We start from the raw sequence: 17955 nt of genomic DNA on the forward strand, positions 1-17955 counted from the left end.
CAGCGGTATAGGCCCCCTGTCATGCGCTTTCAAACCCCCCTTATTTCCGGACATCTGCTGCGCCGGTACAATCGGTTTCTGGCCGATATTCAGTTGGAAAGTGGGAATGAGGTGACGGCCCATTGCCCCAATCCCGGTTCGATGATGGGATTGAAAGAGCCCGGACTGCGTGTCTGGGTTGAACCGAATGACGATCCCAAACGCAAGCTGCGCTATGGCTGGCGCCTATGTGAACTGCCCGGCGGCCATTGGGCCGGAATCGACACAGCCACCCCCAACAAGGTGGTAAAGGAGGCGCTGACCGCGCGCATGGTCGCACCATTGGCCCGGTACGGCACCGTGAAGCCAGAGGTGAAATACGGCACGCGCAGCCGGGTGGATTTCCTGTTGACCGAACCGGATCTGCCCGATGCCTATGTGGAGGTGAAAAACGTTCATCTGCGGCGGAGCGATGATTGGGCTGAATTCCCCGACAGCGTGACCGCCAGGGGGGCCAAGCACCTGGACGAATTGGGCAACATGGTCGAGGCCGGGCACCGCGCTGTGATGTTGTACCTGGTGCAGCGAACCGATTGCGCGCGGTTGCGCATGGCACCGGATCTTGATCCAACTTACGCCGCAGCTTTTGACAGGGCGCGGTCCCGCGGGGTCGAGATGCTGTGCTATGGCACGAATATTGACCGATCCGGCGTGACATTTGGCGCAGCGTTACCGGTCGATCCGTCGCCGCAGGCTTGACCTCCGTCTGGCAATTCTCTGCCGGTCGCATTATATTCCCGCCTGAATATGAGGACTGGATCTCTACCCTTGGACAATACCGGCGGACATCTGACCCGAGACGGCATCCGGATTTACAATCGGGATGATTTTGCGGGTATGCACACAGCGGGCCATCTGGCTGCGCATATCCTGGATGAACTGGCACCGCTCGTCTTTCCCGGGCAGACCACCGGCGTGATCGACAAAGCGATCGAGCAAATGGTGAACGACGCGGGCGCCACCTCGGCCACGATTGGGTATAAGGGCTATCAGCACGCAAGTTGCATCAGTGTGAACCACGTCGTTTGCCACGGGATCCCCGGTGGCAAGTTGCTGAAAGACGGCGATATACTGAATATCGATGTCACCGTCATTGTGGACGGTTGGTATGGCGATACCAGCCGGATGTATGTCGCCGGAAAACTGCCGCGCAAAGCCGAACGTCTGATTGAAGTGACCCATGACGCCCTGATGCTGGGGATCGAGGCGGTTAAACCGGGCAACACCTTTGGCGATATCGGGCATGCTATCCAGTCTTATGTTGAAGCACAGCGCATGTCGGTCGTACGCGATTTTTGTGGCCATGGTCTGGGCCGGGTGTTCCATGCGCCGCCGAACGTTCTGCATTACGGGCGGGCGGGCACTGGTCCGACCCTCGAAGAAGGCATGTTCTTTACGATCGAACCCATGGTCAATCTGGGCCGTCCGGAGACCAAGGTGCTGGCCGACGACTGGACAGCCGTGACCCGCGATAAATCCCTGTCGGCGCAGTTCGAGCATTCGGTCGGTGTGACGTCTGACGGCGTCGACATCTTTACGCTGTCGCCTGCCGGAGTATTTCACCCGACATATACAAGCTGATCACCAAGGCGTTTGCCGTAAGCTCTTGTACCTCCCACGCGCGCATCTTATCAGCCTTTCCAACTGTTTGTTCCGTTGGAGAGCCACCATGATCTGCCGTGCCGTTCTTGCCCTATTGGCCATTGTCTTTGTTGCAAGCGGAGCCGTGGCCCAAGAGATCACGTTGCGGTTTCAGCACTTCGTCTCGCCCAACTCCGCTAACCCGAAATACTTTATCGAGCCTTGGGCCAAGAAGGTTGAGGAGGAAAGCGGCGGACGCATCAAGATCGAGATTTATCCTTTCATGCAACTGGGCGGAAAGGCTCCCAGCCAATACGACCTGATCCGTGATGGTGTAATCGATGGCGGCTGGGTGATCCCGGGATATCAGCCGGGTCGGGTGCCCGAGGCGGAGGCATTGGAACTGCCCTTCATGGTTACCAAGAACGCTGAGGAGGCCAGCCGCGCCGCGTGGAGCTTTACCGAAAAGCATTTGATGGATGACTTTCGCGATGTTCATCTGATCGCCGCGCACCTCCATGGTCGGGGTGTGGTCCACAAAAAGGGTACTCCGATTGAAAAACTGGAGGATTTTGCCGGGCTGAAGCTGCGGGGCCCGTCCCGCCCGGCCACGGCGTTGTTGAAAAAGCTGGGTGCCACGCCGGTGGGGATGCCTGTGCCCGCCTTCCCAGAGGCATTGAGCAAGGGGATCGTCGATGGTGGGGTTATCCCGTGGGAGATTGCGCCCTCTTTGAAGCTGGATCAATTGACCGACAGCCATACCGAAGTGGCGGGGGACTACTCGCTGTACAACCTTTATTTCATATGGGCGATGAACAAGGCCAAGTATGACAGCCTCCCCGATGACCTGAAGGCTGTGATTGATGCAAATTCCGGTCTTGAAACGAGCGCCTTTGCAGGCCGTGCCCATGATGTCGGTGATGTCGAGGGGTTGGAGATCATCGCAGCCGCTGGCAACAACATCGTCACACTCAGCAATGATGAGACTGTCCGCATTCGGACCCTGGCCGAAGAGGTGACCGCCGAATGGATCGCCGAAGCCGAAGCCAAAGGGCTGGACGGGACTGGCCTTGTCGCGGATGTCGAAGCGGCGGTCGAAGGCGCGCGAGGCACCGCCGCGGCCAATTGATCAGTCTTTGGTCTGCTCTTCCCACTGCCGCCAAAGCAGCAACAGCAGTGGGGTGTCGCCGACCGCCGCATTGATATCGCCCATCAAGACCGGACCAGTGCGTTTGCGCGGGGGTTGGTGTCGTATCGCCGTCGGCGCGGCGGTTAATGCCCAAGGCAGGGTGTTTTCAGCCATAGCGTTTCTCCTAGGCGTTCAGTCAACACCATCGGTGCCGTCACGGAAGAGTATTGTTAGCTTAGTGTCTCCGTATCGGCGGTGATCAGCCAAGGTGAACCCGGGGGGCGGCTCTTGCGGTACATTCTCCTCCCAGACAATACAGGCGCCGTGATTGATCCAGCCTCCCATGTGAGCCGCGGTCAGCGCCTTTAGGCCCAATCCCTTACCGTAGGGCGGGTCGAGGAAGATCATATCGAACCCCTCACCAGCGCATTCTCCCAGCTTGGTCGCATCTCGTTTGATCACTTGAGTAATGTCGGTGGTTCGGGTCTTGCTGATGTTTTCATTCAGTAATCGGGCTGAGAGGCCGCCGCTATCCACGAAAACGGCATGCGCTGCGCCCCGCGACAAAGCCTCCAGCCCCAGTGCGCCCGATCCCGCGAACAGATCCAACACCCGCGCATCGGGCACCGGATCACCGCAGGATGAGACGAGCAGACTGAAAAGGCTCTCACGGACCCGGTCAGGCGTCGGACGAAGATGCGCGCCAGCATCTCCCTTGCCAAGAGCGGCCAATCGCAGCCCGCCGAACCGACCCGCGATGATCCGCATTAGGCTTTGAGCATGGCGCGCAGATCGCTTTTACCATCCGCGATCTCTGCGGGATCAGGGGAGCGGTTCGCCTCGATCAGGCGCTTACCCACCATGTAAGCGCGCGGATCATTCATGGCATCCACCGCCAAAAGCGTGGGGCCAGCGTAATACCAGTGGGATCGGCCGTCGCCTTCGCGCACCACAACGCGGTCATATCCAGTATTCAGCCCGGCAATCTGCAGCTTGATATCGTATTGATCGGACCAGAACCATGGTTTGGGCACATAGGGCAGCCGGGGACCGATGATGTTGGCCGCAACGGTCTCTGCCTGATCAATCGCGTTCTGCACGCTTTCCAGACGCATCCTTCCTTTCTGCCAAGGGAAACTGGCGCAATCCCCCGCCGCATAGATATTGGGATCAGAGGTCGTGCCATATACGTCAGTGGCGATGCCATTATCGACGGTCAGGCCAGCCTGTCGGGCCAGATCAACGTTGGGAGAGATGCCGATCCCCACGATCACCAGATCGCATTCCACATGGCTGCCATCGGTCAAATTGGCACCGGTTACTGCGCGGTTGCCGACTAATCCCGATAAGCCGATGCCCTCACGGATCGAAACGCCATTGGCCCGGTGGATCGCTCGGAAATAGTCTGACGTTTCGGGTGCTGCCACACGTTGCAGAATGCGGTCCGCCATCTCGACCAAGGTGACCTTCATCCCGACCTTGGCCGCCACCGCCGCGGCTTCCAATCCGATATAGCCGCCTCCGACGATCAGCGCCCGCTTGCCCGGCAGGCAGGCCGGTGCCATGGCATCAACATCCCCCAAATCCCGCACCACGTGAACATTGGACAATCCCCCGCCGACGCTATCGGGCAACCGTCGTGCGCTGGATCCCGTGGCCAGAACCAGTGTCGTGTAGGTCAGTTGACGATCGCCGACGGTCACGGTCTGCGCCGAGCGGTCGATATGCGATGCAGCCTCTCCTAATAGCAGTGTGATCCCTTGATCGGCGTAGTACTGCTCGGGTCGCAAGAAGAGCCGCTCTCGCTCCATCTCTCCCAGCAGGTAGCTTTTGGAAAGCGGCGGCCGCTGGTAGGGGGGGACGGCTTCCGCCCCGATCACGGTGATCTCGTCGGTGGAGCCCAACTGCCGAAGCTTGGCGACGCAGGATGCGCCCGCCTGTCCTCCGCCGACTACAATTACATGGCCCATTGCGCCCTTCCCGGTGGTCAGTCCCAGGGGAACAGCCTATATGCGGGCGGACATAACTTGCAATCAACCAAGGGGGCGATGATGGCGATTTCCGTAGGGGATAGTTTGCCAGCGGCAACATTAACGAAACTGGGTGAGGCGGGGCCGGAGGCGGTGGAGCTGGGCACGCTGACCAAGGGCCGCAAGGTCGTGTTGTTCGCTGTCCCGGGCGCCTTTACCCCGACATGTCATTCGGCCCATGTGCCGAGCTTTATGCGGACCAAGGACCAGTTCGCCGCCAAGGGTGTGGACGAGATCATCTGCATCAGCGTCAACGATCCCTTTGTGATGAAGGCTTGGGGTGAGGCCACTGGGGCGACCGAAGCCGGCTTAACCCTGCTGGGCGATGCCGAAAGCGCGTTCACCACCGCCATCGGCATGAACTTCAGCGCACCGCCCGCCGGTTTGATCGCGCGGTCCAGCCGCTATGCGATGCTGGTTGAAGATGGCGTCGTGAAGGCGTTGCACCTGGAGGAAAGCCCAGGCCAGTGCGAGATTTCGGGCGGCGAGGCCCTGCTGGACGCGATCTAAGGTTCAATGGGCGCGCTTTACGGCGCGCCCCGTCATTTGGCCAGCTTGTCCATCCGTGTGGCCAGCTTGACGTCCAATGCGCTCAACCCGTCGCAATCATGGGTGGTGAGCGTGACAGTAACGGTTTTGTAGATATTGAACCATTCGGGATGGTGGTTCATCTTTTCCGCGATGATGGCGATCCGGGTCATCCAGCCGAAAGCCTCGATAAAGTCACCAAAGACGAATTCTTTGACAATGGCATCGCGGCTGTCATCCAGGCTCCACCCGTTCTCCAGCAAGGGCGTCAGTGCAGCGCGGTCTTTTAGCTGTTCGGTCATGTGTCTTCGGTTCCTGTCTTCTTGAACGGGCCATAGCTGGTCAGGATCTCAATCTCCTGGTCGACTGCACAGGCTTCGGCTTGCAGAAATTCGGATATCGCATCGCGAAACCCCGGATCCCCAACCCAGTGCAGCGAATGGACCGAGACGGGGAGGTAGCCGCGGGCCAGCTTATGCTCGCCCTGTGCGCCTGCCTCAACCCGGCGCAATCCGTGGGTGATGGCATAGTCGATGGCCTGATAATAGCATACCTCGAAATGCAGGCAGGGATGATCTTCGATTGCACCCCAGTAGCGACCAAACAGGGTCTCGCGCCCAATGAAATTGAGCGCGCCCGCCACATAGGCCCCGTCTCGTTCGGCCAGGACCAGCAGCATATCATCCCGCAATGTCTCCTGCGCGCGGTCAAAAAACGCGCGGGTCAGGTACGGCGTGCCCCATTTGCGTGCGCCCGTATCCTGGTAGAACCTCCAGAATGCATCCCAATGCTGCGGCTCGATCTGATCGCCTGTCAGCCGAATCAACTGTCCGCCGAATGCCTGCGCCGTCGCGCGTTCCTTGCGAATATTCTTGCGCTTGCGAGAACTGAGGGAGGCGAGGAAACCATCAAAATCCTCGTAGCCTGGATTCTCCCAATGGAACTGCTGTGACCGGCGATGCATCAGGCCCATCTGGGCACCGGCCTCTGCCTCGGCCTCGGTACAAAATGTGATGTGAAGGGAGCTGATCTGGTTTTGCGCCGCCACCTGCACAGCGCCTTGGGTCAGCGCGGCCATCCCCGTCTCTTCATGGCCCGGACGGCACAGGAACCGTCGTCCCGTGGCCGGGGTGAAAGGCACGGCAACCTGCAGTTTCGGATAGTAACGCCCTCCTGCCCGCTCATACGCATGGGCCCAGGAATGGTCGAAGATATACTCGCCCTGGCTGTGGTTCTTGGCAAAAAGCGGGGCCGCGGCGATGATCAGGTCGCCTTGGCGCGCAACGATGTAAGACGGTTGCCAGCCTGTGCCTACGCCGACGGACCGGCTATCTTCCAGCGCCTTCAGAAACCGGTGGGTCGTGAACGGATCAAGCGGGGCGCCACCATCCGCGGTTTCGGGCGCCGCGCAGGCATCCCATGTCTCTGACGGAATGGCGGACAGGCTGTCCACAACCTCGATCTCGATCTGGGTTTGGGTCATTTTGCTCTGATCTGAAAAACTTGAAAGAGAAGTGGCGCAGGGCCCGTCCGGGTCAAGCGGGATAGTTTTCGAAGGTGATATTGTCGGCGATCCGCCGGGCGGTTGCCTCTTCTTCAGGCGACCGGATGGTCCAACATAGGATAGGAACGCCCGCCGACTTAAGCGCCTGCACGCGGTCCGCGGTCAGGTCATTGGCGTGATGGCTGATGAACGTGCTGCCGGTGCGGTCAAAATCCGCGATCTGGCGCAGATGGTCGCGCGCGTCCTTTGGCAGTAACGGCCAATCGGCCGCGCCATAGGCGCAGGTGGTGAGACCACGGGGCAGGCCCGGCGCTAGTTCTGCCAGGGCCGCAACGCTGTGAGGATTGAACGACATGAGCGCAATCGGACCCGCGTAATCGGCAAGTGCCGTCACCGCCGCCTGTTCGAGCGTGCCGACATCGGGGCCCATCGCTCCGTCCTGATCCTTAATCTCGATCAGCAAAGGGACGCGACCGGCGACCAGCGCAAGCACGTCAACGAGGGTCGGAATGCCATCGCTGCCGCCGCTGAGCGTGATCGCCGCCAGATCACGCTTGGTCCGTTGGCGCACCGGCCCCTTAACGCCTGTCAAACGGCTTAGGTCGTAGTCGTGGAAAACCATCGCCTGGTCATCCGCCGATAGCTGCAGATCAATCTCGATCCCGTAGCCTGCATCGATGGCGGCTTTGATTGCCGCGATTGAGTTCTCCGGCCGCCCCCGCGCCGCATCGTGAAAGGCCCGATGGGCGACTGGGCGATCCAGAAAGATCTGTGGCAGGGTCATTTAATCTCGAAGATGCCTTCGATCTCGACCGCGACGTTCAAAGGCAGCGCGCCTGCGCTTACGGCAGCGCGGGCGTGGCGACCGGCATCGCCAAGGGTGGCGACCAGAAAATCCGACGCGCCGTTGATCACCTTGGGCTGGTCGGGAAAATCGGGGGTCGAGTTGACAAAGCCCGTCAGTTTCACGACACGCACCAGCCGGTCCAAATCACCATCACACGCAATCTTGACCTGCGTCAACAGGGCAATGGCGCAGTGTTTTGCCGCCTCAGCACCCGCGTCTATATCCAACTCAGCGCCCAGCTTGCCCGTGATCAGTCCGTCCGGTGTTTGGCTGATCTGGCCCGACACAAAGACAAGGTTGCCTGAGATGACGAAAGGCAGATAATTTCCGGCCGCCTTGGGGCCTGTGCCCGCCTCCGGCAGTTTCACCCCAAGCTCTGATAGACGTGTCTCGATCGTTCCCGACATAGGATTCTCCCCTGATTTGCGGGCAGGGTAGGGGGATTTCGGCGGTAGTGAAACCGTCGAAACAGATCCGCAATCAGCTTTCGCGGAAGGCCTTGTTAAAGTAGTCGGTGAAGGGTTTGATCAGATAAGCCATGGGCGTCCGGTCATCGGTCCGGATGAATGATTCGACCGGCATGCCGGGAATGATCGACTGGCCTTCCAGCTTATCAATCTCGCCTGGCTGCAGATGTATTTCAGCCCGATAATAGGAAATCTGTGTCCGGTCGTCCAGGAACGCGTCGGCGGATACTTTCATAACCGTTCCGTCCAGTTCCGGCGTGTCATTGGCATCGAAGGCCGAGAATCGCAGCACCACGTCCTGCCCGACAAAGATCTGATCAACATGAATCGGCTCGACCCGGGCGGCAATCACCAGCGGGCGGTCCTGTGGGATCAGATACAAAACCGGCTCTGCCGCCTTGATAACCGAACGCGGTGTGGTGATCGACAGGCTGTAGACAATGCCCGAAACGGGCGCCGTGATCTCAAGCCGGACCAGACGCTCCTTCAGCGATTGCCGGCGTTCCAACAATTCGACCTGGCTGTATTCCAGATCGCGCAACCGGGTGATTGCCTCTTCGCGGCGTCCAGTCCCCAATTTCAGGATCTCGATCTCGATTTCGGTGGCGCGGCCTTCAGCCTCTGCGCGGGAGGCCAAAAGCTCTCCGATTGTGCCCAAAAGCCGCGCTTCTTCCCGCTGCAGCGACGACACGCGGCTGGCCTGGGTCAATCCGCCTTCCAGCAATGTCTGCTGGTCGGACAGCTCCTGCGCGATCAGTTCCTGCTGGGTCGTCAGCGCCTCGCGCTGCGCATCGATGCCAACGATCTGGCTTTGAATCTGTTCGGCCCGGCGCGCTAGCTGATCGGCCTCCTTTTCGGCGCTTTCAAGACGCGCTTCAAACAGGCGGGTCTGCCCGTCCATCAGCCCCTGAATATCGTCGCGAAGTTGGTTCAATTCGTGCAATTCGTCTTCAAAGACGATGGTCTCAATTCCGTCCCGCTCGGCTTTCAAGCGGCCAGACCGTGCCATCAGCTCAAACAACTGCCCTTCGACAATCGCCAGTTCCGAACGGATCAGCTGATCTTCCAAGCGGATCAACGGATCGCCCGCCATAACGACATCGCCCTCCTGGATCAACACTTCCTCGACCACGCCGCCATCGGGATGCTGAACGACCTGGCGGTTCTGCTCCACCTCGATCTGACCGCCCGCGATGATCGCACCCGAGATGTTGGCAACCACCGACCAGGTCCCGAAACCGCCGACCAAAAGGAACAGCGCAATAAAACCCACGACCATGGGGAAACGGGGGTTCAGCGAAGCCTCGTTCGCGCCTCTGGGTTTGTCGTTCACGATACACCTCCTTGTCCTTGGGCGCGGCTGATCTCATTGGCGTTCTTCACCATTTCGCGCAGCACCTCGTCACGCGGACCGAACGCCTTGCGCATACCACCATCCAGCACAAGAAGCAGTTCACATTCCTGAATGGCGGCCGGGCGGTGAGCCATGATCAGAATCGACTTACCTTCGGTTTTCATCTGCCGGATGGCGCGGTTCAACGCCTCTGACCCCTCATTGTCGAGGTTGGAGTTGGGCTCATCCAGTACCAAAATCATCGGATCGCCATAAAGCGCACGGGCGAGACCAATCCGTTGGATTTGTCCGCCGGACAGCCGCCCGCCCGCCATCGAAACCTGGGTGTCATAGCCCTGCGGCAGTTTGACGATCATGTCATGGGCGGCCGCTTTCTTGGCCGCGGCGACGATGGCCTGTGCATCGGGGTTTGGGCTGAGTTTGGCGATGTTTTCTGCAATTGTGCCGTCGAACAATGTCACCCGTTGGGGCAGATAGCCGATATGGCTGCCCAGAATATCCGGATCGTATTGATCGAGTGCGGCCCCATCCAGTCGGATCTTGCCGCCGGCCGTGCGCCAGACACCGGTCAGGGCCCGGGCGAGGGTCGATTTACCCGCACCAGACGGCCCGATCACCCCCAGCGCTTTTCCTTCACCCAGCTTGAAACTGACCATCCGCAAGGACGCCTGCGTTTCCCCGGGGGGCACAACAGTGGCCTGCTGCACCTCAAGAATCGCACGCGGTTTGGGCAGCGGCGTGCGCGGGCGTTCCTCAGGCACGTCCGACAGCAATCGCGACAGGTTTTTCCAGCCTTTGCTGGCCCGCTGCATCAATTCCCACTGCCCAATCGCCATCTCGATCGGGGCCAGGGCACGCCCCATCAGGATCGAACCCGCGATCATCGCGCCGGGCGTCAGTTGTTCTTGCAGCACCAGATAGGCACCCAAAGCCAGCATGGCGGATTGCAGAAACAGACGTAGGGTTTTGGTCGTGGCGGTGAAACCACCGGCCTTATCCGCAGCATTCACGCTGGTGGTCAGCGCCTTGCCGCGCGCCTGATGCCAACGCTCGAACGTGGCACCGCGCATGCCCAGGGATTGCACCATCTCGGCTTCATGGCGCATATGGTCGGCCATGCTGTTGGCCCGTTGACCCAGCCCCGCCGCCTCGAGCGCGGGAGCGCGCGTCATCACCTGGTTCATGATCGAGATCGCAACGAGAATCAATCCACCGGCAACCGCCAAAATCCCCAACCAGGGATGAAAGATAAAGAGCGCTGCTAGAAAAATTGGCGTCCAGGGCATGTCAAAGAAGGCCAGCAGAACCGGTGAGCCCATGAACCGCTGAACAACCTCCAGATCGCTTAACCCGGACGCAACGCCCTCCGTGCCCGGCTTGACGGCTTCGGCCCGCAACACTGCCGAAAACACACGTCTATCCAGCAGGGATTGAAACTTGGCTGCAGCCCGCGCCGTGACCCGACCACGGGCGTAATCCAGAATACCCATCATAAGGTACAAAAACGCGACAAGGGCAAAAAGGGCGATCAGCGTCGCTTCGGACCGGCTGCCCAGCACGCGGTCATAGACCTGCAACATGAAAAGCGGACCGGTCAGCATCAGGATATTCACGAATATCGAGAAGACAAAGGCCGATCTGAACAGGGATTTGCCCTTGGCCCGCGCGTCGCGCAGTTCCGCTATGCCGCGCTCGGTATCTGGTGTGGCCATTCCGCCCCTCCTTGAATGCGCGCCACGTTTCGCCGGTTCCGGGCGCGCACCTTGTTCCTGCTCCGTTGCAACGCTACGTTGCAAATCAATTGATCGGGACAGGCGTCCTTTTTCTTCGCCAATGTCCCTTACGACGAAGCGAACGGACAATCCATTGTTTCTAGACGTTACTCATCGGTTCGGCCCTATCATGGCAACTGCCATCGTGTTGTTGACCGGAGCATGTGCAAATCCCCCTGTTTCCAGTGGTTCTGTCTATGATCCGCTAGAGGCGAGAAACCGCAAAGTGCACAATTTCAATCGCAAGGTTGATCAAAAGGTCTTGCGGCCCGTCTCAAAAAGGTACGGTGGCGCGGTTGGACCTGCGCAATTGTTCGTATCAAATTTTGCATCGAATCTCGATCAACCCGGATTGGTCATTAATGATCTGTTGCAGGGTCGGATTGAAGACGCTGCCCACAATACCTTTCGCTTTTTCGTGAATGGTATTTTCGGTTTGGCCGGTGTGCTGGATCCGGCCACCGAAATGGGCCTTGAAAAACGCGACACCGATTTTGGCGAAACACTCCATGTCTGGGGATCGGGCGAGGGGCGCTATCTTGAGCTTCCGTTCCTTGGCCCGTCGACCGAACGCGACACCTTGGGCATCGTCGTCGACGCGGCGTTGAACCCGATCCGGTCCCTGGGAAGTGATGATTTTCAGATCACGGCGAACGTGGCCGGGGCCAGTTCAACGGTTGGTGATCGCTTTCAGTTCTCGGATACTGTCGATTCGATCCTATATGAAAGTGCTGACAGCTACGCCCAGGCGCGGCTGCTTTATCTGCAAAACCGCCGGTTCGAGCTTGGCGGACAAGCCAGTGAGGATGAGGCCTTTGACCCGTTCGAGGAATTTGATGTTGAATAATATCCCCCGTCGCACCGCGCTTGGTCTGATCGGCGCAGCAACCCTCGTGGGTCCTGCTGCGGCGTTGACCAGTAATGGCGCCCAGGCGCAGGTGGAACGTCTCGTGGCAGATGTGAACCGCGTGATTGGTGATGGCAGCTCTGAATCAGCCAAAATCGGCAAGTTCGAACGCATTTTTGCCAGCTACGCCGATACCTCCTTTATGGCGCAATACGCTTTGGGGGCGGATCGGCGGCGGGCGTCCAAATCGCAGCTCAGCACATTCACCAAATCTTTCCAGACGTATATCTCGCGCAAATACGGTCGCCGGTTCCGGGAATTCATCGGTGGGCGGCTTGAGGTCAAAGGCGCGCGCAAGGTCAAATCCGTGTACGAGGTCCAAACCGTTGCCTATCTGCGCGGGCAGCCGCCTTACAATGTGACGTTCCAATTGTCTGATCGCACCGGTCGCCCGCTTTTCGTGAACATGTTCATCGAAGGCGTGAACTTGCTGTTGACCGAGCGATCGGAAATTGGCGCTTTGCTGGACCGGCGCGGCGGCGATATTGATCGCCTGGCTCGCGACCTACGCTCGATCTAGGCTCTAATATCCAAGCGCGCAGCCATCCTTGCGCGGGTCAGAGGCCCCCTCAAGAATGCCAAGATCGTGGTCGATCCGGATCGTCTGTGCGCCGCCAATCGCTGTTTCGGGAGTCACCACGCGGTGGCCCTTGTCCGCCAATTTGGCGCGGATGTCATCACCATAGCCCCGTTCCAACTGGAACTGGCCGTCAATCGCAAAGGCGCGCGGCGCATCAAGCGCTGTCTGCATATCCATGCCGTAATCCACCAGGTTGCTGGCAAACCGCCCGTGACCCGCAGCCTGGTATTGCCCGCCCATGACGCCGAAAGGGGCAATAATTTTGCCACCCTTGCGCAACATGCCCGGAATGATCGTGTGCATCGGGCGTTTGCCTGGGGCAGCCTCGTTCGGATGTCCGGCTTCCAGCGTGAAACCTGCCCCTCGATTATGCAGCAACAGCCCGAATTTTTTTGAGGCGAGGCCCGACCCAAAGCTGTGGAAGATCGAATAGATCAGCGATACCGCCATCCTGTCTTTGTCGATCACGGTGATGTAAATCGTATCCTTGTGCACCGCCTCGCTGATCTGTTTGGCGGATGCCATGGCGCGGTTCGGATCGATCAGCCCGGCAAGCTCTTTTGCCAGGCTGGGCCGTTGCAATTGCTCAACATTTGCCATGTGATCGGCATCTGCCACGATGCGATTGCGCGCGTCATAGGCCAATTTTTGGGCTTCTGCCTCGATATGCAGCTTCTCTGCTGACATCGGATCCATGGCACCCAGATCAAACTCTGCAAGAATGGCCGCCAGCAGCAGCGCCGCCGTGCCTTGGCTATTTGGCGGATGTTCGACAATCTGAAGATCGCGATAGGGCCCTTCGATAGGTGTCTCCCATGTGGCGCGGGTTTGGGCGAGGTCATCCAGTGTATGTGGCCCTCCGGCATCCGTCAAAGCTGCGCACAGATCCTCTGCCACCTCTCCGGTGTAAAATCCGTCGCGCCCCTCGGCCGCGATCCGGCGCAGAACCTCCGCCTGGTCGGGCGCTCGAAAGACCTGACCCGCCCGGGGAGCAGCCCCGTTGATCAGGTAGCGGTCCCGCGCAGTTTCCTGCAGCCGGTCCGCTGCGACGGCCCAATCGAACGCAACACGGGGCGCCACCGGCACGCCACTTTCGGCATAGGCGATTGCAGGCGCAAGGCATTGACCAAGGTCGAGGGCTCCAAACCGTTCGGACAACTGGCAAAAGCCATCAACTGCGCCAGGCAAAGTCACTGCATGGGCGGAATTGTCGGGGATGACGGCATGGCCCTGGGCCCGCAACGCCGCGGACTGCATGCCTGCTGGCGCCCGCCCGGATCCGTTCAGCGCCACGACCGTTTCTGATCCGGCCGGTTTCACCAGGGCAAAGCAATCCCCGCCGAGACCGGTCATTTGCGGCTCACACAGGCCCAACAACGCCGATCCTGCAATGGCTGCATCCACGGCATTGCCGCCTTGCTTCAGGATGTCGATGGCAGTTGCCGTGGCCAATGGGTGCGATGTCGCGCACATGCCGTTGACGGCGTAGACGGCCGACCGGCCTGGTGTTTGAAAGTCGCGCATGGGATCCTCGCTTGGCATATGGCGCCACATTAAGCAGCGGTCTGGCGAGGGCAAGGGAGCATGGTGATGAGAGAAGCTGATCCTCGACGCCGCACGCTGGGTGGGGGCTAAAAAGCGCGGCGCCGAGGGAAGCTATGCAGCTACATCTCCACTATTCCGATATTGCGCGGCAGCGGTAAGGTGAGAATGGGGCAAAGTTCGGGCGCGCCCTATCACCCAGTCGATTTGATGGCTCCATCTGACTGAATTTTCGGTCTGGTCCCGACCCAAATTCCGCTGCCCAGGCGCGGTGACATGGGCATTGAGATGCCGCTCGGATCTCCCGCTGCGCGGTTGGCTGCCCGTTGTTTGTCAGCTTCGCAACGGCTTGGGATCCGCCTCACCGCAAGGCAAAATTGACTAACGCGGCAGGCGAAAGTTCAGCACATTTTGCGATGACAACCGGGTGTATGTCAGATCCTCGGTCAGCGAATGGATCAGGAACCACCCGAACCCGCCCTCTGGCAATGTCTCCAATGGGCCGGATGCGTCCGGCGCGGCGCCTCCTGGGACCTCATTATTGGGCATCGCCTTACCGTGATCAGCGACGGTGCAAGACAGACCAAGGTTATCCACCGCGATCGTGACAAAGATCTTTCCACCGTCGCGCTCTTCATAGGCGTGCTCAACAACATTGTTGAGTACCTCTGCCAGCACCGTTTCGGCTGTGGCGAGCGCATCATCGCCGATCTGGCTGGCACGCAATTCTGCAAACAGGTCCGTCAACGTCTGGCGGACATCCTGTGCATTGCTTTGCAACTGCCGCTCAATCTGCGTCGGCACCTGATCTGGCTGATCGGTCAGACACCTGTCCCCCTGATGGTCAGTCACATCGCGTGACGGTTGCATCTGCGCATCTTTCACGCAACGTCGCTGGCGCTCGCAACGGCCCCTTGGGAGGTTTCGTGGATAGCGAAAACCCTGTCCATGCAGGTCAATTTGAACACTTTGGCGACCGTTGGGGTCAATCCCGCCAATTCCAGGCGGTGGTCCGGTGCCAGAAGTTTCATGGAGGCGACAACCGCGCCCAAGCCGCTACTGTCAAGAAACTGAACTTCGCTCAGGTCAAGCACGACGCGGGCCGGCCCACCCTGCGCGATCTGGCGCATATTATCCTTGAACTCGATGGCGACAGCCGCGTCCAAACGATCGGCCTGCATGTGCACGATCATCAGGGTATCGTGAACCTCGGTGGTCAACTGCATCAAGGCTTCCCTTCCTCTTGCGATAAGGTGAAGGTAGCGGCCAATCCTTACCAACGGGTTTCATGTCCACAAACAATAGGATGTCTCCATGCGCGATGTTGTGATCTCGGGTGCGGCACGCACGCCGATGGCGGCTTTTCAGGGCGCGTTCTCCTCCCTTGATGCGCCGCAATTGGGTGGTGCGGCTATCCGCGCGGTTCTGGATCAATCCAACACGACCCCGGTCGAGGTCTTGATGGGCTGCGTTCTGCCTGCGGGGCAGGGTCAGGCCCCGGCGCGGCAGGCCGGTTTCGCCGCCGGACTGGGTGAGGACGTGCCCGCCACGACGCTCAACAAGATGTGCGGCTCCGGCATGAAAGCCACCATGATGGCGTTCGATCAGGTTGCGTTGGGCCAGACCGGTACAGTGGTTGCAGGTGGCATGGAAAGCATGACCAACGCCCCGTATCTGTTGCCGAAAATGCGGAGCGGGGCGCGGATCGGGCATCAGAATGTTCAGGATTCGATGTTTCTGGACGGTTTGGAAGACGCCTATGACAAAGGTCGCTTGATGGGCACCTTTGCCGAGGATTGTGCCGAAAAGTTCCAGTTCACCCGGGAGGCGCAGGATGACTATGCTTTACGCTCGCTGACCCGGGCGCAGACGGCGCAAAGTTCTGGCGCCTTCGACAGTGAAATCGTGGCCGTCACGGTCAAGGGGCGCAAAGGTGATACCGTGGTCGCCGCTGACGAGCAGCCCGGCAATGCCCGGCCTGACAAGATTCCCCAGTTGAAACCCGCCTTCCGGCCCGATGGGACGGTGACGGCGGCCAATGCCTCCAGTATCTCAGACGGGGCGGCAGCTTTGATGGTCCAGGCGGCCGACAGCGCCGAAACCGTGCGCGCGCGCATTTTGGGCCATGCCAGCCACGCCCAGGCACCCGGCTGGTTCACCACCGCGCCGGTGCCCGCAGCGCAAAAATTGCTGGACCGGATCGGGTGGTCCGTCGCGGACGTTGACCTGTGGGAGGTGAACGAGGCGTTCGCCGTCGTTCCCATGGCCTTCATGCATGAAATGGGCCTGAGCCCCGAGATTGTGAACGTGAATGGTGGGGCCTGTGCCCTGGGTCATCCCATTGGTGCGTCGGGGACGCGGATTATCGTGACCCTGCTCCATGCCTTGGAGGCACATAATCTGAAACGTGGCGTGGCGGCCATCTGCATCGGTGGGGGCGAGGGCGCGGCAATCGCGATTGAGCGTCCATGATGGTCGACTATGCCGTCTTGGCAGGAACCATTGCCAGCCTGACGGAAGGTGAGACCGACGCCGTTGCCCTGATGGCCACCGTGGCCTGCGAGGTTCACCACAGTGATGAGCGCTTTGACTGGACCGGGTTCTACCGCGTCACGGGGCCCCAAATGCTCAAGATCGGACCTTATCAAGGCGGCCATGGTTGCTTGAAAATTCCTTTCTCCAAAGGGGTTTGCGGGGCTGCTGCGCGGACGGGCGAGGTGCAACTGGTCGATGATGTGGAGGCGTTTCCGGGCCACATCGCCTGCGCCTCTTCCACCCGGTCGGAGCTGGTTTTGCCGGTGTTCGGGCAGGATGGTTTGCTGGCCGTCTTTGATATCGACAGCGACCAACCGGCCGCGTTTACCCAGACGGATGCGACCGCGTTGAGCAGGATCTTGACGGCGACGTTCAAGGCCGCTGCGTGAGTTTCGACGGCTGGGCAGTCTTTGCGCTGTTCTGGGTGCTGTTCGTGACGACGCCGGGGCCAAATGCGGTGAATTGCATCCAAAATGGCATGATCCTGCCATTTGGCCGCGCGATGTGGGGTGTTGCTGCAATTTTGACGCAGGCGACGGCCTTTCTGTTGCTGTCAGCGGCTGGGGTCACGGCTTTGATCGTGGCGGCCCCGGCGGCATTTTTCTGGGCCAAGCTCATTGGGGCGGCGTTCCTGATCTGGCTGGGTCTGCGGGGCTGGATGCGGGCCGGGCAGCCGGTGCGGGTGGCTTTGACGGGGCGGCATGTCTATGGTCAGGCGCTGGCGATTGCGACGATCAATGCCAAGAGTGTTGCCGGTTATCTTGCTGCTTTTACTCAGTTTGTTCAGCCCGAGATCCCGATTTGGGACCAGATGGGGATGATCATGCCAACGGCATTGACGATCACGGCATTGAGTTACACAGGCTACACGGCTTTGGGCGCAGGTTTGGGCAAACTTGCCTTGGGCGCAGTCCTTAACCTATGGGTCAGGCGCGTGATGGCGGGGTGTTTCGTGGTCTATGGAATAGCGCTGGGCGCGACGGCTTGGCCGAGCCGCGCCTGAATAAAGAGGAGCCATAGGCAATGGGCTTTAACGGTACTTGCATTTTTCTTCAAGGGGTTATCCGGTTTCGTATGGCTGAGAGGTCATTAGGCCATGCCCGCGGGACTACTCCCTGCTGTCGGATCAATCAGGGGCTG

Annotated in this window: 21 protein-coding genes; 9 read left to right on the forward strand and 12 right to left on the reverse strand. The window is 59.8% G+C overall.

Annotated elements, in window-relative coordinates; all coding sequences use genetic code 11:
• Positions 1 to 21: 21 nt before the first annotated feature.
• From sfsA to IU397_RS00215, 3 genes are all read left to right on the forward strand, one after another.
• Complete coding sequence (gene sfsA, locus IU397_RS00205) at positions 22 to 738, forward strand: DNA/RNA nuclease SfsA (RefSeq protein ID WP_204409344.1); 717 nt, start codon at positions 22 to 24, stop codon at positions 736 to 738.
• Positions 739 to 807: 69 nt separating this feature from the next.
• On the forward strand, positions 808 to 1620 hold the full coding sequence (gene map / locus IU397_RS00210; RefSeq protein ID WP_239479513.1) for a type I methionyl aminopeptidase: 813 nt from the start codon (positions 808 to 810) through the stop codon (positions 1618 to 1620).
• Between the two features lie 88 nt (positions 1621 to 1708).
• Positions 1709 to 2749 carry a TRAP transporter substrate-binding protein gene (locus tag IU397_RS00215; protein WP_204409348.1) on the forward strand — a complete coding sequence of 347 codons (1041 nt, stop codon included), beginning with the start codon at positions 1709 to 1711 and terminating at the stop codon, positions 2747 to 2749.
• Here IU397_RS00215 and IU397_RS00220 read toward each other — a convergent pair whose 3' ends face one another.
• From IU397_RS00220 to IU397_RS00230, 3 genes are read right to left on the reverse strand one after another with little or no spacing between them, the layout of a single operon-like run.
• Positions 2750 to 2923: a hypothetical protein gene (locus IU397_RS00220; RefSeq protein ID WP_204409350.1), complete on the reverse strand. Its 174-nt coding sequence runs from the start codon at positions 2921 to 2923 to the stop codon at positions 2750 to 2752.
• Positions 2924 to 2941: 18 nt separating this feature from the next.
• A complete protein-coding gene (gene rsmD / locus IU397_RS00225) occupies positions 2942 to 3517 on the reverse strand; it encodes a 16S rRNA (guanine(966)-N(2))-methyltransferase RsmD (RefSeq protein WP_204409352.1) in 576 nt (191 codons plus the stop codon).
• Positions 3517 to 4719 carry an NAD(P)/FAD-dependent oxidoreductase gene (locus IU397_RS00230; protein WP_204409354.1) on the reverse strand — a complete coding sequence of 401 codons (1203 nt, stop codon included), beginning with the start codon at positions 4717 to 4719 and terminating at the stop codon, positions 3517 to 3519. The genes rsmD and IU397_RS00230 overlap by 1 nt, the downstream gene beginning before the upstream one ends.
• 81 nt (positions 4720 to 4800) lie before the next feature.
• Here IU397_RS00230 and IU397_RS00235 point away from each other — a divergent pair, with 81 nt between their 5' ends.
• On the forward strand, positions 4801 to 5289 hold the full coding sequence (locus IU397_RS00235; RefSeq protein ID WP_204409356.1) for a peroxiredoxin: 489 nt from the start codon (positions 4801 to 4803) through the stop codon (positions 5287 to 5289).
• A gap of 32 nt (positions 5290 to 5321) precedes the next feature.
• On the opposite strand, the gene IU397_RS00240 is transcribed toward IU397_RS00235, so the two are convergent.
• From IU397_RS00240 to IU397_RS00265, 6 genes are all read right to left on the reverse strand, one after another.
• Complete coding sequence (locus IU397_RS00240; RefSeq protein WP_204409358.1) at positions 5322 to 5609, reverse strand: 4a-hydroxytetrahydrobiopterin dehydratase; 288 nt, start codon at positions 5607 to 5609, stop codon at positions 5322 to 5324.
• Entirely contained in the window at positions 5606 to 6790 is a 1185-nt protein-coding gene (locus tag IU397_RS00245; protein ID WP_204409360.1) for a GNAT family N-acetyltransferase, read from the reverse strand. The genes IU397_RS00240 and IU397_RS00245 overlap by 4 nt, the downstream gene beginning before the upstream one ends.
• A 52-nt stretch (positions 6791 to 6842) precedes the next feature.
• Entirely contained in the window at positions 6843 to 7595 is a 753-nt protein-coding gene (locus tag IU397_RS00250; RefSeq protein WP_204409362.1) for a glycerophosphodiester phosphodiesterase family protein, read from the reverse strand.
• Positions 7592 to 8065, reverse strand: coding sequence for a RidA family protein (locus tag IU397_RS00255; RefSeq protein WP_204409364.1), 474 nt, complete (start codon positions 8063 to 8065; stop codon positions 7592 to 7594). Before IU397_RS00255 ends, IU397_RS00250 begins: the two co-directional genes overlap by 4 nt.
• Before the next feature lie 73 nt (positions 8066 to 8138).
• Positions 8139 to 9404: an HlyD family type I secretion periplasmic adaptor subunit gene (locus IU397_RS00260; protein WP_204410538.1), complete on the reverse strand. Its 1266-nt coding sequence runs from the start codon at positions 9402 to 9404 to the stop codon at positions 8139 to 8141.
• A gap of 50 nt (positions 9405 to 9454) precedes the next feature.
• Positions 9455 to 11191, reverse strand: a complete 1737-nt coding sequence (locus IU397_RS00265; protein ID WP_204409366.1) for a type I secretion system permease/ATPase — start codon at positions 11189 to 11191, stop codon at positions 9455 to 9457.
• Positions 11192 to 11381: 190 nt separating this feature from the next.
• Between IU397_RS00265 and IU397_RS00270 the strand changes: the two genes are divergently transcribed.
• Together IU397_RS00270 and IU397_RS00275 are read left to right on the forward strand one after the other, a co-directional pair.
• Positions 11382 to 12098: a VacJ family lipoprotein gene (locus IU397_RS00270; protein ID WP_204409368.1), complete on the forward strand. Its 717-nt coding sequence runs from the start codon at positions 11382 to 11384 to the stop codon at positions 12096 to 12098.
• Complete coding sequence (locus IU397_RS00275; RefSeq protein WP_204409370.1) at positions 12088 to 12678, forward strand: phospholipid-binding protein MlaC; 591 nt, start codon at positions 12088 to 12090, stop codon at positions 12676 to 12678. Before IU397_RS00270 ends, IU397_RS00275 begins: the two co-directional genes overlap by 11 nt.
• Before the next feature lie 3 nt (positions 12679 to 12681).
• On the opposite strand, the gene IU397_RS00280 is transcribed toward IU397_RS00275, so the two are convergent.
• The 3 genes from IU397_RS00280 to IU397_RS00290 form a co-directional block, all read right to left on the reverse strand.
• On the reverse strand, positions 12682 to 14262 hold the full coding sequence (locus IU397_RS00280) for a gamma-glutamyltransferase family protein (RefSeq protein ID WP_204409372.1): 1581 nt from the start codon (positions 14260 to 14262) through the stop codon (positions 12682 to 12684).
• Between the two features lie 399 nt (positions 14263 to 14661).
• Positions 14662 to 15150: an ATP-binding protein gene (locus IU397_RS00285; RefSeq protein ID WP_204409373.1), complete on the reverse strand. Its 489-nt coding sequence runs from the start codon at positions 15148 to 15150 to the stop codon at positions 14662 to 14664.
• Positions 15151 to 15161: 11 nt separating this feature from the next.
• Entirely contained in the window at positions 15162 to 15506 is a 345-nt protein-coding gene (locus IU397_RS00290) for an STAS domain-containing protein (protein ID WP_204409374.1), read from the reverse strand.
• Positions 15507 to 15594: 88 nt separating this feature from the next.
• On the opposite strand from IU397_RS00290, the gene IU397_RS00295 reads away from it, so the two are divergent.
• The 3 genes from IU397_RS00295 to IU397_RS00305 are packed head-to-tail and all read left to right on the forward strand — an operon-like array spanning position 15595 to position 17818.
• Positions 15595 to 16752, forward strand: coding sequence for an acetyl-CoA C-acyltransferase (locus IU397_RS00295; RefSeq protein ID WP_204409375.1), 1158 nt, complete (start codon positions 15595 to 15597; stop codon positions 16750 to 16752).
• The gene (locus tag IU397_RS00300; RefSeq protein WP_204409376.1) at positions 16749 to 17204 is read left to right on the forward strand and encodes a GAF domain-containing protein; all 456 of its coding nucleotides are present in this window, start codon (positions 16749 to 16751) and stop codon (positions 17202 to 17204) included. Before IU397_RS00295 ends, IU397_RS00300 begins: the two co-directional genes overlap by 4 nt.
• The gene (locus tag IU397_RS00305; protein WP_204409378.1) at positions 17201 to 17818 is read left to right on the forward strand and encodes a LysE family transporter; all 618 of its coding nucleotides are present in this window, start codon (positions 17201 to 17203) and stop codon (positions 17816 to 17818) included. The genes IU397_RS00300 and IU397_RS00305 overlap by 4 nt, the downstream gene beginning before the upstream one ends.
• The last annotated feature ends 137 nt before the right edge of the window (positions 17819 to 17955 follow it).

The organism is Actibacterium sp. 188UL27-1, from assembly GCF_016901225.1.
Classification (GTDB): domain Bacteria; phylum Pseudomonadota; class Alphaproteobacteria; order Rhodobacterales; family Rhodobacteraceae; genus 188UL27-1.